The 14,605-nt window shown below is 52.1% G+C and carries 16 protein-coding genes and 1 pseudogene; 9 read left to right on the top strand and 8 right to left on the bottom strand.

Going from position 1 to position 14,605, the window contains the following annotated elements; genetic code table 11:
• Window positions 1-15: 15 nt before the first annotated feature.
• Window positions 16-1,152: a Gfo/Idh/MocA family protein gene (locus tag AN477_RS04775; protein WP_054968067.1), complete on the top strand. Its 1,137-nt coding sequence runs from the start codon at window positions 16-18 to the stop codon at window positions 1,150-1,152.
• A 108-nt stretch (window positions 1,153-1,260) separates the two neighbouring features.
• On the opposite strand, the gene AN477_RS04770 is transcribed toward AN477_RS04775, so the two are convergent.
• Together AN477_RS04770 and AN477_RS04765 are read right to left on the bottom strand one after the other, a co-directional pair.
• Window positions 1,261-2,055, bottom strand: a complete 795-nt coding sequence (locus AN477_RS04770; protein ID WP_083485966.1) for a TVP38/TMEM64 family protein — start codon at window positions 2,053-2,055, stop codon at window positions 1,261-1,263.
• Between the two features lie 80 nt (window positions 2,056-2,135).
• On the bottom strand, window positions 2,136-2,567 hold the full coding sequence (locus AN477_RS04765; protein WP_054968030.1) for a DUF2249 domain-containing protein: 432 nt from the start codon (window positions 2,565-2,567) through the stop codon (window positions 2,136-2,138).
• A gap of 235 nt (window positions 2,568-2,802) precedes the next feature.
• On the opposite strand from AN477_RS04765, the gene AN477_RS04760 reads away from it, so the two are divergent.
• The 4 genes and pseudogenes from AN477_RS04760 to AN477_RS04745 all read left to right on the top strand — a co-directional run bounded on the left by AN477_RS04760 (window position 2,803) and on the right by AN477_RS04745 (window position 6,094).
• A complete protein-coding gene (locus AN477_RS04760; protein ID WP_054968029.1) occupies window positions 2,803-3,774 on the top strand; it encodes a fumarylacetoacetate hydrolase family protein in 972 nt (323 codons plus the stop codon).
• Window positions 3,771-4,301: pseudogene (gene msrA, locus AN477_RS04755) on the top strand (peptide-methionine (S)-S-oxide reductase MsrA); the annotation flags it as partial. The gene AN477_RS04760 and the pseudogene msrA, both read left to right, overlap by 4 nt.
• Window positions 4,302-4,353: 52 nt before the next feature.
• Window positions 4,354-5,295 (top strand): ABC transporter ATP-binding protein, encoded by a 942-nt coding sequence (locus tag AN477_RS04750; protein WP_211265954.1) that lies wholly within the window; start codon window positions 4,354-4,356, stop codon window positions 5,293-5,295.
• Between the two features lie 22 nt (window positions 5,296-5,317).
• Entirely contained in the window at window positions 5,318-6,094 is a 777-nt protein-coding gene (locus tag AN477_RS04745; RefSeq protein WP_054968027.1) for an ABC transporter permease, read from the top strand.
• Window positions 6,095-6,254: 160 nt separating this feature from the next.
• Here AN477_RS04745 and AN477_RS04740 read toward each other — a convergent pair whose 3' ends face one another.
• From AN477_RS04740 to AN477_RS04730, 3 genes are all read right to left on the bottom strand, one after another.
• Complete coding sequence (locus AN477_RS04740; RefSeq protein WP_054968026.1) at window positions 6,255-6,686, bottom strand: helical membrane plugin domain-containing protein; 432 nt, start codon at window positions 6,684-6,686, stop codon at window positions 6,255-6,257.
• Between the two features lie 369 nt (window positions 6,687-7,055).
• A complete protein-coding gene (locus AN477_RS04735; RefSeq protein ID WP_054968025.1) occupies window positions 7,056-7,250 on the bottom strand; it encodes a hypothetical protein in 195 nt (64 codons plus the stop codon).
• Between the two features lie 203 nt (window positions 7,251-7,453).
• The gene (locus tag AN477_RS04730; protein WP_054968024.1) at window positions 7,454-8,068 is read right to left on the bottom strand and encodes a DedA family protein; all 615 of its coding nucleotides are present in this window, start codon (window positions 8,066-8,068) and stop codon (window positions 7,454-7,456) included.
• Window positions 8,069-8,284: 216 nt separating this feature from the next.
• Between AN477_RS04730 and pruA the strand changes: the two genes are divergently transcribed.
• Window positions 8,285-9,835, top strand: a complete 1,551-nt coding sequence (gene pruA / locus AN477_RS04725; RefSeq protein WP_054968023.1) for an L-glutamate gamma-semialdehyde dehydrogenase — start codon at window positions 8,285-8,287, stop codon at window positions 9,833-9,835.
• A 54-nt stretch (window positions 9,836-9,889) separates the two neighbouring features.
• Here pruA and AN477_RS04720 read toward each other — a convergent pair whose 3' ends face one another.
• Window positions 9,890-10,150 carry a DUF4031 domain-containing protein gene (locus AN477_RS04720; protein WP_054968022.1) on the bottom strand — a complete coding sequence of 87 codons (261 nt, stop codon included), beginning with the start codon at window positions 10,148-10,150 and terminating at the stop codon, window positions 9,890-9,892.
• Between the two features lie 221 nt (window positions 10,151-10,371).
• Between AN477_RS04720 and AN477_RS04715 the strand changes: the two genes are divergently transcribed.
• Window positions 10,372-11,325 carry an NAD(P)H-dependent flavin oxidoreductase gene (locus tag AN477_RS04715; RefSeq protein WP_054968021.1) on the top strand — a complete coding sequence of 318 codons (954 nt, stop codon included), beginning with the start codon at window positions 10,372-10,374 and terminating at the stop codon, window positions 11,323-11,325.
• 32 nt (window positions 11,326-11,357) lie between these two features.
• Here the strand turns inward: AN477_RS04715 and AN477_RS04710 are convergent, their stop codons facing one another.
• Window positions 11,358-11,621, bottom strand: coding sequence for a hypothetical protein (locus tag AN477_RS04710; protein WP_054968020.1), 264 nt, complete (start codon window positions 11,619-11,621; stop codon window positions 11,358-11,360).
• A 178-nt stretch (window positions 11,622-11,799) separates the two neighbouring features.
• Between AN477_RS04710 and AN477_RS04705 the strand changes: the two genes are divergently transcribed.
• Together AN477_RS04705 and AN477_RS04700 are read left to right on the top strand one after the other, a co-directional pair.
• Complete coding sequence (locus AN477_RS04705) at window positions 11,800-11,988, top strand: hypothetical protein (protein ID WP_054968019.1); 189 nt, start codon at window positions 11,800-11,802, stop codon at window positions 11,986-11,988.
• A gap of 77 nt (window positions 11,989-12,065) precedes the next feature.
• Window positions 12,066-13,547 (top strand): amidase, encoded by a 1,482-nt coding sequence (locus AN477_RS04700; RefSeq protein ID WP_054968018.1) that lies wholly within the window; start codon window positions 12,066-12,068, stop codon window positions 13,545-13,547.
• A 69-nt stretch (window positions 13,548-13,616) separates the two neighbouring features.
• Here AN477_RS04700 and AN477_RS04695 read toward each other — a convergent pair whose 3' ends face one another.
• Window positions 13,617-14,417: a peptide deformylase gene (locus AN477_RS04695; protein WP_054968017.1), complete on the bottom strand. Its 801-nt coding sequence runs from the start codon at window positions 14,415-14,417 to the stop codon at window positions 13,617-13,619.
• Between the last annotated feature and the right edge of the window lie 188 nt (window positions 14,418-14,605).

The following is a 14,605-nucleotide window of genomic DNA, read 5'->3' as shown; positions in this document are numbered from 1 at the left end:
AAGGTTCGGGTGGGCATGGTCGGGTACAAGTTTATGGGGAAGGCGCACACGCATGCGTATCGCGATCTTCCGTTTTACTTTGACACAGACGCTGTACCCGTGCTTCAGGCGATTGCGGGACGGGATGAAACCGGTGTTCGTGGTGCGGCAGACAAATGGGGCTTTGCCTCGTATGAAACCGACTGGAGAAGGCTCATTGAGCGCGATGATATCGACTTGATTGATATTGTGACACCGAACAACACGCATGCGGAGATTGCCATTGCCGCTGCAAAGGCCGGTAAGCATGTCCTCTGTGAGAAACCTCTTGCCATGAGTCTTGAGGAAGCACGCCGGATGCAGCACGCGGTCGAATCCGCAGGGGTCGTTCACATGCTCTGTCACAACTACCGCTTTGCACCGGCTGTCCAGTTTGCCAAACAGCTGATAGACTCCGGTCGGTTGGGGCGAATCTATCACATGCGCGCACAGTATCTCCAGGACTGGATTATGGATCCTGACTTTCCGCTTGTGTGGCGCTTGAGAAAAGAGGTCACAGGGTCCGGCGCGCTCGGCGATATTGCCGCGCACATTCTCGATCTCGCTCGTTTCCTGGTCGGTGAGTTTCACAATGTCGTCAGTACGATGGAAACATTTATTCGAAATCGGCCCCTCGGCGAGATGACCTCCGGACTTCAAGCGGACGTGGATGTGAATGGGGCAACCGGTGACGTGGATGTTGATGACGCTGCAGCATTTCTTGCCCACTTTGAGAATGGAGCTCTCGGTGTGTTTGAGGCAACGCGGTTTGCCGCGGGCAATCGCAATGGTAACCGCTTCGAGATCAATGGGGAAAAGGGTTCGATCCGTTGGAACCTGGAGGATATGAACTGGCTCGAGGTGTATTTGGCAGATGATGAAGCAGGTCTTCAGGGATTTCGCCGGATCAACTGCACGGAAGAAGTTCATCCATACGCCGCAAACTACTGGCCGGCAGGGCATATCATCGGTTACGAGCACACATTCATCAACTTGTTTAAAGAACTGATGGATGGGATTGCGAAGGGTACGAATCCGCAGCCAAACTTCAGTGACGGGGTGAAAAACCAGGCTGTTTTAGAGGCCGTGGAGCTGTCCGCTGCGACTCGCCAGTGGGTCTCCGTAGTGCAGTAGGCTAGTTCGGCTTCGATTGCTTTTGCAGAAGTATGGCTTCTGGGAGCAGTCTTTGACCACGCAAAATGCCGTGTCCATGTCGCCGGGCACGGCATTTTCGGTTGCCTGTCAACGACTGCCGGTTTCGCCTGATGGTTTTCTAAGGCTGGCTCGTCGAGTGTACCAGAAACCGCTGACCCATATGGCTACGAGGGCGATGAGCCCAATCACTGCCCAAACCATGTACTTGCGGGACACGCCGAGGAAGACCAGAGCAGCCCCAAGGTAATAAGGCACACCCCCAATGGCGGAGGTCCAGATGAAGTCCCATAGACGTACGGACCGGATGACGCCTGCAACGTAATTGACCACGATGAATGGAAGCGGTATTACGTGTGCTAATAATAGGCCCGCAACTCCGCGTTTCCTGACCCACTCGCTGACTTGCTCCATTTTATCTTCAGGGATAAATGCCCGAAGCATTCCGCCCGCAACATAACGGGCGAGTAAAAATACCCCCGTGCAACCCACCATTGTGCCAATCCAACTGTATAGGGTTCCCCACCAGACTCCGAATACTTTCATATCCAGAATGAGCAGAAACTCTGCTGGCACCGGAATGACACAGAACAACGCCATCAGTACAATGGAGATGACGATCCCGAGACCACCCGAAGCGACAATCAATCTTGTGATTTCTCCGTGGCGATCGAGGTGGAAGAACCACACCACGGCCAGAATCCCGATGACAAACACCACGCCGGTAGAGACGAGATGCAACGTTCGAGGACGCGGTTTATTTGCTTTGTGCACCGGAACATCCGCTGCAAACTCTCTGTGTACGGACGTGAAATGCTCGCGCCGCGCCTTGGTGCCTGACATAGAACCGCCCTTTCCCCCAGACACAAACCACTGGGTCGACATTCGTCGGGTCGTATCCTTAGTCAGGTTACCCGTTTTTCGGCCAAGATCTACCCGTCAGAGTGAAACTTCACGATGATTTCTTATAACCCGGGAACGCCATCATCTCGTAGAACCATCACCTGCGCTTGTTCATCACTTTTCTTGATGGCATCCAGGATATCCTCCGCATTCAACTTGTTCTGGTCGTTGTTCTGGCCGTTGTTCTCGTTGCTGTTTTGGTCAAAGAAAGAGCTGTCCGTGAGTGCCTTCGCATTTTCGCGCAGATCAACGACGAATCGAGGCTGCTCGGTGTCTCGGTAAAACTGTGTCAGGTAATCTGTTTTACCGAGACAAATGGTCATGTGCGTAAATCCCTTTTTACCAAGTACACGATAGAGTGGCGTCGGGCGAAATGTGGTTCGGAGTTCGAAAATGCCATCGTCCTTCAGAGCACCGACAGTTTGACTGATTCTTTTAAATGGGTTACCCTTTGCGCGCAGAATAGATCGGACATCGAGATGCTCTATATACATGAAGGACCAGTCTCCCTTCTGGTTTTGCCCGCTCAATGGAATCGTTGCCTTTGCTTGGATGGGTCTTGCCCGACAGTCACCGGCGAACCGGAACCACGTGGACTGCTATTAGAATAGAAAACTCTCGGATGTGATGTTGTGCGCCACGTCATAGCCCCAGTATGTTAACCTACTTTCTAGATGGGCATATCGTGAAGTCTCGCTCCAACGCGGGCTTGCCGGAGGAGGTTGTCACTTGAAGTTTTGTACATTTCAGAAACCGGATGGGAGCAGCAAAGCAGGATGGCTGTACAATGACGCATGGGTCGTTGATATGCATGCAGTGAGTCAAGGGCAATTGCCGCGAACCATGTCAGCGTTCCTCGATACTGCTGATGAGAATCTCCAGCTCGCTCGACAGATCAATGCAGAGCTTAACTTAGAGCTTTCATTAACCAACCTAACGAATCGGGCCAGCCACGTTGAGCTGCCTGAAGGGATCTCAGACTTGGACGGCGTTCGGCTTTTACCTCCGCTGCCTAGGCCGGCAAGCATCCGTGACTTTTACGCCTTCGAGGCACACGTGAAGACAGCGCGCAGGCATCGGGGCCTCGACATGGTGCCGCAATGGTATGATTTTCCTGTGTTTTACTTCACAAATCACCAGGCCGTCGCCGGACCGGAAGACGAGATTGCAGTTCCTCCGGGGTGCACGTGGTTCGACTACGAACTCGAGATGGCCTGTGTCATTGGAAGGCACGGCAAAGACATCCCTTCCGGTGCGGCGCATGACTTTATCTTTGGCTACACCATCATGAATGACTGGAGTGCGCGGGACCTTCAACGTGAAGAGATGAAGGTTGGACTCGGTCCAGCCAAGGGGAAAGACTTTGCCACATCCCTCGGCCCATGGATTGTAACCCCAGATGAACTTGCTCCGTATCAGGACGGACAGCGCTATAATCTGGCTATGACCGCGTCCGTGAATGGGGAGCTGCTGTCGGAAGGAAATTATCGTGACATCTACTTTACGTTTGAACAGATGATAGAACGGGCTTCCGCCGGAGTTTCATTGTATCCTGGAGACGTCATCGGCAGCGGTACTGTAGGGACTGGCTGCATCCTTGAACTCGGTACGGACGTCCATCGTTGGCTGATACCGGGCGATTTGGTCGAGCTTTCGATAACGGGACTCGGTACACTCAGAAACGTTGTGAAAGGGTGTTGAACGTGGAACAACAAACCTATGAGGTAGCAACTTTTGCAGGCGGGTGCTTCTGGTGCATGGTCAAGCCATTCGACCAGTGGCCAGGTGTCAAGTCTGTCGTTTCCGGATATACGGGCGGGGAGACGAAAAACCCGACGTATGAAGAAGTGTGCTCGGAGAGGACAGGTCATGTTGAAGCAGTGCAGATTGTGTTCGATCCGGTTGAGTTCCCGTATGAGCGATTGCTCGAAGTCTTTTGGCAGCAGATTGATCCAACCGATGAAGGCGGGCAATTCTGTGACCGCGGGTCATCGTATCGGACGGCGATTTTCTATCACAATGAAGAACAACGTGAGCTTGCTGAGGCTTCGAAACAACGACTCGCTGAAAGCGGAAGGTTTTCGAGGCCTATCGTTACGCCGATATTGCCAGCGAAGGAGTTCTATCCGGCCGAGGAATACCACCAGGATTTTTATAAGAAGAGCCCGCAGCACTACCGGATGTATCGTGCTGGATCCGGTCGCGATCAATTCCTGAACATCACGTGGGAAAAATAGGGGAGTCAGCAGAATGTACGGCGGGTGGAGATGAGATTGCATCATGCTGCTTCAGGTAGATGGACTTTGCAAAACATACCGCAAGCGCTCAAGTGTTGTACTCGCTGTCGACCATGTGTCGTTTCAACTCGAAGGCGGCCAAATCCTCGGCTTCCTCGGACCGAATGGTGCGGGGAAGTCGACGACCATCAAAATGATCGCCGGGTTGATTTCGCCCGATGAGGGTGATTCAAAGGTACTCGGGGAAAGCACCAAGCGCCATCGCCAGAGAGCACTGCGCCATGTGGGAGCTGTCCTCGAAGGCAGCCGTAATTTGTACTGGCGACTGTCGCCCCTCGAAAACCTGCAATACTGGGCGGGTCTGCGCGGCGTCGGAAAGCGGGATGCAGTCCTCCTCGGTCGGCAGCTCTTGGAGCGGTTTGAGCTTTCTGACAAGATGAACCACACCGTTCAACAACTGAGTCGAGGGATGCAGCAAAAGGTTGCCATTTGTGCTGCACTGATTCATCAACCGGATCTGCTTCTGCTCGACGAGCCAACCCTCGGATTGGACCTCGATTCTTCGGACCGAATTCAGGAAATCGTCCTCGAACTGGTTCGCGAGCAAGGCATCGGCGTCGTATTGACGACGCATCAGATGGACGTGGCAGAGGCGCTTTCAGACCGGATCGCCATTATTCAAAACGGCAGGATTGTTCTCGAGGGAGAAAAGCGCGAGGTGCTCGATCGTTTTGAGGGGAACGTGTACGTCATCGAACTCGCTGAGCGAGTCCCAAAAGAGCTTAGACCTGAACTCGAGCGGGCCGGGGCTGTCTTTGAAGGACCAGACCGGTTTCGAATTCCTGTTGATTCGTCTGAAGACCTCTATCAAGTGGTATCGCGTCTGAAGCCTGTTCCAGTTGTCCGTATCGAGCGCGAACAAGCCGACTTGGCGACAGTTTTTCGCCACTATACGCACAAGGAAGCTGAGCAAGGCTCTGTGTGATTCGAGGGCGGGGGGGTTGACCGTGTGGTTTGGATTGTTAGCTGAGTTTCGGAGGGAGTGGCTGCTGTTTCGGCGTTACCCGACCGAACTTATCAGTCAGATTGTGATTGTCGTGATCGCGTTTTACGGTCTCTTCCTTGGAGCATCGTATGTCGCTGGAAGTCACGTGGTTGGAAACAGGCTGGATTCCGTGATTGTCGGTTACCTGCTCTGGACCCTGGCAATGGGTGCGGTCGGTTCAATGGGCTGGGATATCATGAATGAGGCTCAGAATGGAACCCTTGAACAAGTCATGATCAGTTCCCTTGGTTTGTCACGCATTCTCCTGTTGCGCAGCATCGTCATGTTTCTGTACAACATCCTGTTCACGTTTGTTGTTCTTTTCCTCATCATGTGGATGACACATCGGCACCTTAGTGTTTCGATTGTAGAGCTGATCCCGTTTGGGCTGGCGATGGCCTCTGCCATTGGTATCGGATACTGCGTCGCAAGTATGACGATTCTGTTTAAACGGAGCAATCAATTTCTCGGTTTGCTGCAGTTCGTCCTGCTTTTCCTTGTGATGACACCCTTTGCATCACTGCCTGGATGGGGACAAGCCATCGCTGTTTTTGTACCGATTGCGCCAATGAATGCTTTACTTAAGCAAATGATGATTGAGCAGTTTGGTTTAATTGGCCCACATTATTGGTTGCTGTGGAGCGTCGTAAATGCGGTGCTTTGGGTTGGGCTCGGGATGGTTGTGTTTGCCACGGCCAGTAAGAGAGCACGGCGCAAAGGGATCTTAGGCCATTACTAGAGGTTCTGCAGTGCAAGGCGCTGCCATGGCAGTGGGCCGAGTGACACGTCTGCTCGCTATGGCAAGGAAAATGCGTGTTTCAATGCGATCGGAAGAAGCATCGGATCGACAATGGAACACGCATGTTGGAGAGGATTTGCAATATAACAGGATTACACTTTTAGTCCGCTGTCGTCTTACTGCGCTCACCCATCACCGACAGAAATGCAGAGACCAATTTCAAGTTTTTCTGCACCATGGGATCCTTCAGCATCCGAAGGATGCCAAACACACCAATCGGTGCAGTTTCGGATTCTGCCCGTTCTTTTGCCTCTTTGGCGGCCCAGGAAAGATTCGCATAACTCTCCTTGATAGGCTGCGTCTTCTGTTTCAACAGCTCTTCCAATGACCCCATCAACTCGCCGTCGGTAAGGGCTTCAGAAGCCACGTCATATAGTTTTCCGAACAACGACATAACAACAGCCAACTTTGGCAGTTGTTCCACGATGTCGTGTAGAGCTTCCTGATACTCCGGTTTTAGTAAAAGTTCGAATGCATCCGCTTGTGAGGTGGCTGCACGTTCTGCTTCCATAGTCGCAATGCTGTCTGGCATAACCGGTCACTCCTCCTTGACAACCCCGTAAAAACCATCAGGCTGTGTATAGCATGCACCGAAAACTGCTTCCTAACTCACGACAAGACGGCCCGCTGGACACACCAGCACCATGTTGGTCGCGCCAACATGAACTGTACGCACTTGTGCGCGTATCCGCAGCCTTATCCTATGCGCCGAGATGACGAAGACGTTTCCCCGGTACATTTTAGCATACTCTTTCGTTTAGGGAACGGATTTTATGGCTCAACATAACTACAGAAAAGTGTGAATGATAGCGCAAATGAACTATAGGCAAATGAACTATAAAAGGGACGGACTCAACACCAGGAGTCATCGTCCCTTCAGCTCGTTACTCACGGTATGGGTTCAGATGACAACGATGAAGATCGAGAGGAAGATGAGGAAGAGCGTGAGAAATGTTGCATGGCGGGCCGTTTGTTTCTGCTTTGCGGTAAGGTAGGGCATGAAGTCGATGACATTCCCCGTCTTTTCAGGAGTGGCTTTCATAAAAGGACGGGCAGCTTTGTTTTTGAACGAAATCGCTTCCTTGCTCTCGCGCATATCAGTGCTCCCTCCCGGAGACCAATGTGTTTGCAGCAGAAGTAAATCAAACGCAGGTTCAAAACGACGGAGTATTCTGATGATTAAAATTATAACGCAAATTTTTCAAAATTGTCACTGAAATTTCACAATTAATTATTGTTTGATATTGCGGGGGCGGGAATACAATCCGTGGTTGTGTCATTGACTGGACTTCTGATGGATTAGAGGAGAGTTTCACGTTTCGCGCGCCTACGCCTCGACAGACGGTACATTGCAAGGCCAACGACAGTGAGGCCGAGTGCAACCGTTAAGAGCGCAATGTGGTGTGTGACGAGGGAGTGATACTTCGACCAGGTGACCTCTATGGCGCGGCCTGCACCGATAAACAGGGCTGCCCAAAGGATGGCACCAATGGTGTTCAGGATGGTAAAACGTAAGAACGACATACGGTTGATACCGGCAAGGTAGGGAACAAGAATGCGAATCCCCGCGATAAACTTTGCCGCGACCACAACCGGGAGCTCGTATCGCGCCAGTTTCCGGTTTGCCGCATCAAGATGTTCCTCTGTGATACGAACAAGGCGACCAAACCGCAAGATGACCGAACGGCCGAGCAGGGAACCAATCCCAAAAGCGATCGTCGATCCGACGACGTTGCCCAGCACGGCTGCGGCGAGGAGAGGCCAGAACGCGAACACACCGTTGGTCCATTCCAGTCCGGAAATGGTCAAGGTGGTTTCGGCGGGAAAGGGTATACCTATCATCTCCAGCATGAGAACGAGGAACACGCCAGCGTATCCGTAGTGGGCGATTACTGCATGAATGTGAAAGTGCATCAAAGGACTCCTGTCTGCTAGAACTATGTGAAACAGTAGTAACTCCACTTTTGTTCAAGCGTATGTTCTTTTGACCTTTCTATCTAGTTTGGACACATATAACGCCATGCATTCGTTTGTATCGAGTAATTTGTCGATGCTGCTGTTTAGCTGAATCAACCACCTGCAAATCCTGAGCAGACATAGTATGATAGTGAACGGAAGGAGGTCGTTTACATGCAGACATTGATGGAATATCGAAACGAACCACCGCTTAACTTTGCAGATCCAGCAACCAAAGCCGCAATGCAGGCTGAACTGGCAAAAGTGCAGGGCCAACTTGGCCAGACCTATCCGTTAATTATTGGTGGAAAGCGGATTCAGACGACCGAAACGAGTCCTTCGTTGAATCCGTCGAATCACAATCAAGTTGTCGGGTACGTCAGTCAGGCGACAAAAGCGCACATTGACGACGCGATTGCCGCTGCCAAAGAAGCGCTCGAAACCTGGCGATACACCGACCCTGAAATCCGTGCAGGTTACCTGTTTAAGGCAGCAGCGGAGATTCGCCGACGCAAGCTTGAATTTGCTGCTTGGCAGGTCTATGAAGTCGGCAAAAACTGGGCAGAAGCAGATGGGGACGTCGCTGAAGCCATCGATTTTCTCGAGTTTTACGGCCGTCAGATGGTTCGGATGGCTCATCCTGACCCGCTTGTACCATTCCCGGCAGAAATGAACCATGAGGTGTACGCGCCGCTTGGCATTGGTGTGATTATTCCACCTTGGAACTTCCCGCTCGCGATTCTTACGGGAATGACAACCTCCGCTATTGTCGCAGGCAACACTGTCTTGTTGAAACCATCTCCGAATTCTTCTGTAGTCGGTTACAAATTTATGGAACTGATGAAGCAGATCGGGTTGCCAGACGGCGTCATCAACTTTGTGCCGGGTGCTCCTGAGGAGATCGGCGACTACATGACTGGTCATCCGGACACTGCATTCGTATCCTTTACGGGATCGAAAAACGTCGGTCTGCACATTGCTGAGCATGCTTCCAAACGCGTCAGTGGACAGCGCGGCATCAAGCGCGTCGTTGCAGAAATGGGCGGCAAGGATGGCATTCTCGTTGACAGCGAAGCTGATCTCGATGCAGCGGCCCTCGCCATTGTCCAGTCTGCCTTCGGTTTCCAAGGCCAGAAGTGCTCTGCTGGTTCCCGCGCCATTATCCACAAAGATGTGTATGACGAGGTCGTCAATAAAGTGGTCGAAGCGGCCAAAGGGCTTCAGGTGGGCACCCCCGATAGCAACGCAGCAGTTGGCCCTGTCATCGAAAAGAAGCAGTTTGACAAGATTGTCGGTTACATCGAGATCGGCAAATCCGAGGCCAAACTTGTGCTTGGCGGCACAGCTGATGACAGCACAGGTTATTACATCAATCCGACCATCTTTGTCGACGCAGATCCCAAATCCAGGATTATGCAGGAAGAGATTTTTGGACCTGTCCTCGCGATTTGCAAAGCTGAGTCGTTTGAACAGGCGGTCGATATCTTTAACGATACCGAGTATGGACTGACGGGTTCCGTGTTCAGCGTCAACCGCGAACATTTGCGCTATGCGATGGAGCGGATCGAGTGCGGCAACCTCTACTTGAACCGCAAGTGCACGGGTTCGTTGGTTGGTGTGCATCCGTTTGGGGGCTTCAAGATGTCTGGTACGGACGCGAAGGCCGGTAGCCGAGACTATCTGCGCCACTTTGTGGTATCGAAGATCATTTCCGAGCGCATGTAAGATGAGGGCTGACGATTGAAGAAATGGCTGCCGAACAGGCAGCCATTTTTCCCATCAGGAGGATGAGTGGGGATCCTTTAGCAAAGTCAGGTTGGGGTTCCCTTGAATGACGCGCACAATGGCTTTCGATGTGGTTTTGACTGCCCCTTCAGCCAAAGCCCTCTGCAGCGAATCGGGCGTCAACAGATCGTAATGCGGGTGCCTTGGAGAGGGATGAAACCATCTCGCCGGCAACTTCAACTTGTCGCGAGCGAACGTATGCAACTCCTCGAGACTGACGGATGAAATCATATGGATGCCGTCCGTGTATATCAAAAGACTCACCTACAGTAATTTATCAATTTCCCGCTTTTGGAACGATGCAGACACCTTTGATACAGATACCTCTATTGTAACGTAACTTATGTAACGTAACTTAGGGATTCGATTGAAACTGGCACCTGTCGTGCATGCAAAAGACGGTAACAGCGGGTCTCAAGTCGAGGAACAACGGATCGACCATGGAAGTCTCGTGATACATAGCGGAGGTGACCGGGGTGAAAACAAGGCTGACAGAACTGCTTGAGATTGACGTGCCGATTATCCAGGGCGGGCTTGCAAACCTTGCCTACTCTGAATTGGCAGCAGCGGTTTCAAACGCGGGCGGGCTGGGTCAGGTCACTGCCACTTCGCTGTCGTCGGCAGCGGAATTGCGGGCTGAAATCGACAAGACACGCTCACTCACGAAGAAACCATTCGGTGTAAACTTGGCGATTAGCCAACATCATGATATCGCTGGACTGCTCGAGGTAATTGTCGACGAAGGGGTTCCCGTTGTCAGTCTCACGGGTGGAAACCCGGAACCCATCTTACGGCAACTTGAGGGTACAGGTATTCGTAAACTGGTCCTTGTCGGCGCCGCGAGACAGGCTGTGAAAGCAGAACAACTTGGCGCTGACGCAGTGATGGCTGTGGGACAAGAAGGTGGAGGTCACATTGGCCGATCCGACACGGGTACTCTCGTGTTGGTTCCACGGGTGGTTGACGCGGTGTCCATCCCCGTTGTTGCAAGCGGTGGGATTGCGGACGGACGAGGTTTTGCAGCCGCACTCGCGCTCGGAGCCCAAGGCATCGAGATGGGCACTCGGTTTGTCGCAACAAAGGAGTGTATCGCGCACAATGCCTACAAAGCTGCGCTGGTTCAAGGCCAAGAGAATGAAACAGTCGTCATCAAGCGTTCTATTGGTGCACCTGGGCGGGTCCTCAACTCGCAGTGGGTTCAGAAAATCCTGAGCGAGGAATCAGAGCACAAGTCCGCAGAACAAATTTACCCATACGTGAGTGGCCAGCGCAACAAACGTGCTGCCCTCGAAGGGGTGCTTGACGAGGGCTACGCTTGGGCCGGCCAGTCGATGGGGCTGATTCACAGCGTCCCCACAGTTGCAGAGCTGTTCGCGGAGATGTTGCAAAACGCCAAGACGATGAGTGACAGACTCAGCGCCGTTTGGTAGGTCATACAGCTCCGTGAGTCAGACGTACCTCCTTAGGTATTTTGTTGCGCACGGCCAAAGTCCGCTTCAACCGATGACAGTTCATCTTGCACTTCACGGACAGCTGGGCCCATGGGGCTGTCGGTGCATTGAGCGACTGCGTGCTGTGCCTTTTGCACGGCGTGGGATGCTTGTTCCAGACTTGTTGTCGTTGTGTTAGAGAGCGCCTCTGCAACGGCGCGCCGTGCCTTATGGACTGAGTCCTGAGCCTCTCCGAGGTTGCTTTGAGCTTGCATGGAGGTTGGTTCGTCAGGCATTACAATCCCCCCTCAGTAGAATGGCGAATATCACCTATACACTTCCCACAGAGGACCGCCATCATGCGCTGGTTGATTGCGCTGGTTAGGTTGCTTTAAAAGTTGTAGTTTCTAACATGACTAGTAAGAGATTATAAAGTGGATTATCATAAAAGCATCAGGATGGGAGGGGATCACAATGAATGAGGTCCATCATACACACTGGGAATTTGACTCGGTATGTCCGAAATGCGGTAACGTGAATCACGTGACAGCTCCTGCTGGAGAGGTCGCTGTTCGAGTTCATTGTGAGCACTGCACCCACGGATACGATTACACACATGTCGTGAAAGAACATGAAGTAGTAGATGAAGACGACCAACGGTAAGTAGTAGATAACGATGAAACTGTCGAAGTACGCTTCGGAGCATACAAAACGATAGCTGAGTCGCTGGAGGAGTAACGTTGGATAACAAGCCATGGTATCCCGATTTGACAGGCATTGCTGAAGAACCGACCATCACAGCTCTACAAAGCGCGATGGCGCGTGGTGAACTGACATCCAAAGAAATCGTCCTATACTATCTAGGTCGTATTGCTGAGATCGACAAGTCAGGTCCGCAGTTAAACTCAATACTTGAGGTCAATCCTGATGCCCTCGCCCTCGCAGAAGCATTGGATGCAGAGCGCGCGCTTTACGGACCGCGAGGCCCTTTACACGGTATTCCGGTGGTTGTGAAGGATAACATCGACTCAGGGGATAAGATGCACACGAGTGCTGGATCACTGGCTTTGGCCGATTCACGAGCCGCCGAAGATGCATTTATTGTAAGGCGGTTACGTGCTGCGGGAGCGGTGTTGCTCGGTAAGGCGAACATGACAGAATGGGCCAACTTCATGACCGAGAATATGCCGAACGGTTTTAGTTCACGCGGTGGTCAAGTTCTCAATCCGTATGGGCCGGGGGAACTTGATACAGGAGGATCCAGTTCTGGTTCAGGCGCATCCGTCGCAGCCAACCTCACGACCGTTGCGATTGGTACGGAGACGTCGGGTTCGATTCTCAGTCCGAGCAGTCAACATAACATTGTCGGGATCAAGCCGACGCTTGGTCTTGTCAGCCGAACAGGTATTATCCCGATTGCGCACAGTCAGGATACGGCCGGCCCCATGGCTCGTACAGTCCGTGACGCTGCCATTTTGCTCGGTGTTATTGCCGGCGTGGATGAGAAAGACCCTGCAACGCTGGCCAGTGTCGGCCGGGCTAGATCTGACTACACCGTTTTTCTTGACAGTCAAGGCCTGCGCGGCGCGCGGATTGGCGTGCCAAGAGAAGGTTTTTACGAAAGGCTGCCTGAGGATAAGCTGCAACTGATGAACGAGGCTATTGAAAGAATGAAGGAATTAGGGGCAGAGATTATCGACCCGGTCAACATTCCAAACCTCAAGGAGTCAGGGTCTATTGACGTTCTCATTTACGAGTTTAAAGCCGACCTCAACGCGTATTTGGCAACCTTGGGTCCGAATGCAAAGGTCCACTCTTTGGCTGAAGTAATTGCGTTTAATCTGGCCCATGAAGAATCTGCACTGAAACATGGGCAGACCTTATTGACCGCAGCCGAGGATACCAGTGGAACATTGACTGAGTCGACATACATCGAAGCACGCGCGCGTGACTTGTACTACGCAGCCAAAGTCGGCATCGATGCAGTGATGAAAGAACACCAACTGGATGCGCTGTTGTTTCCGAATAACTGGGGTGCAGCACTTCCGGCGAAAGCAGGTTATCCGTCAATCACTGTTCCGGCTGGGTTTGCCGCTTCAAATGGCGAACCCGTTGGTGTCACGTTCAGCGGCTTGGCGTATTCCGAACCGACGCTGCTGCGATTGGCTTACGCATACGAACAAGCGACAAAGCACAGGAAGGCTCCGACGTTCGAGAATTAGGAATGCGGTGCTGATATCCTGGAAGGATTGAGGAGGGTGACAAAGGCCATGACGTCTTTGCCGCTCTCCTTATGCTTCATCTCCGAACGTGGATTCAAAGTAGGTTACGGACTCGGAGAGGTCTTCACCCAACCTCTCAAGGCATGCGAGTTGGTCTAACTCCTGCTCGTCGAGATCAAACTCTTTCAGTAGTTCTACGGCCAAGGTAATCTTCCACACGCCATCGGCAAGCAGGTCAAGAATCTGCTGTATGTCGTCATCCACATCTTCATTCTCGCTGTCATCGCTGCTCATCTCGTCACCGGCGCTTGTGTCGGTTACGTCCGCGATATCCCAAGTGTCATCGGATTCCTCGAACTCTTGAACCTCTTCAAACTCGATGTCCGACGAGCTGGTCTCAACGCTGTTTAACATCTGCTCAAATAGCTCTTCTGCATCTAGACGGTCGTGAAAAATGATACCATCCAGGTGATCGATTTCGTGGGCCACGAGCCTCGCTTCGATCCCAGACAAAGTTTGTGTTGTGGTCGTTCCATTCAGTTCAAGGACTTGCACCACCAATTTCTCGGGTCGTTTGACTTCCAGGTTTAAATCTGGAAAACTCGCGCAGGACTCTACACTTCCACTTTTCCCTTCGAACTCGGTTATTTCAGGATTGATCCACACCTGTTGCTTTCCCAGAATGTCTGTAACAAACATCCTTACGTAACGCCCGCACTGCGGCGCGGACAGGCTTGCCACGTGATATACACGCAGGGTCTCCAGCAAATCGCGCGCCAGTTCCACTACAGCGCCATCAATACATTGAATCGGCTGGCTTTTTTGACGCAGCTCCTCCCGTTCACCTTCAATAACTTGCAAAACCGTCATCCGCTCACCCCGAGTACCCTGTAATAAAGCCCACTTTCTGCTCTGCACACAAAATGCATCTAAACTGTGATTTGACCCCAGCATTAGCCCATACGACGAGATCAAATCCACATCATTCGGCGCCCAAGCTTTACTGCAAACACCCGTAGATTGGAACAACTCTTCCGTGCTGGTCATAAACCAGAACA

This window comes from Paenalicyclobacillus ferrooxydans (assembly GCF_001399675.1).
In the GTDB taxonomy this organism is placed as follows: Bacteria; Bacillota; Bacilli; order Alicyclobacillales; family Alicyclobacillaceae; genus Alicyclobacillus_B; species Alicyclobacillus_B ferrooxydans.
Note: the sequence above shows the minus strand (reverse complement) of the source record. Positions and strands in the feature narration are given on the sequence as shown.

Coding starts and splice junctions, on each gene's coding strand:
- AN477_RS04775 (WP_054968067.1), top strand. CDS start 16: ATGGTCGGGTACAAGTTTATGGGGAAGGCGCACACGCATGCGTATCGC.
- AN477_RS04770 (WP_083485966.1), bottom strand. CDS start 2,055: ATGTCGACCCAGTGGTTTGTGTCTGGGGGAAAGGGCGGTTCTATGTCA.
- AN477_RS04765 (WP_054968030.1), bottom strand. CDS start 2,567: ATGTATATAGAGCATCTCGATGTCCGATCTATTCTGCGCGCAAAGGGT.
- AN477_RS04750 (WP_211265954.1), top strand. CDS start 4,354: ATGCTGCTTCAGGTAGATGGACTTTGCAAAACATACCGCAAGCGCTCA.
- AN477_RS04740 (WP_054968026.1), bottom strand. CDS start 6,686: ATGCCAGACAGCATTGCGACTATGGAAGCAGAACGTGCAGCCACCTCA.
- AN477_RS04735 (WP_054968025.1), bottom strand. CDS start 7,250: ATGCGCGAGAGCAAGGAAGCGATTTCGTTCAAAAACAAAGCTGCCCGT.
- AN477_RS04730 (WP_054968024.1), bottom strand. CDS start 8,068: ATGCACTTTCACATTCATGCAGTAATCGCCCACTACGGATACGCTGGC.
- pruA (WP_054968023.1), top strand. CDS start 8,285: ATGCAGACATTGATGGAATATCGAAACGAACCACCGCTTAACTTTGCA.
- AN477_RS04710 (WP_054968020.1), bottom strand. CDS start 11,621: ATGCCTGACGAACCAACCTCCATGCAAGCTCAAAGCAACCTCGGAGAG.
- AN477_RS04705 (WP_054968019.1), top strand. CDS start 11,800: ATGAATGAGGTCCATCATACACACTGGGAATTTGACTCGGTATGTCCG.
- AN477_RS04695 (WP_054968017.1), bottom strand. CDS start 14,417: ATGACGGTTTTGCAAGTTATTGAAGGTGAACGGGAGGAGCTGCGTCAA.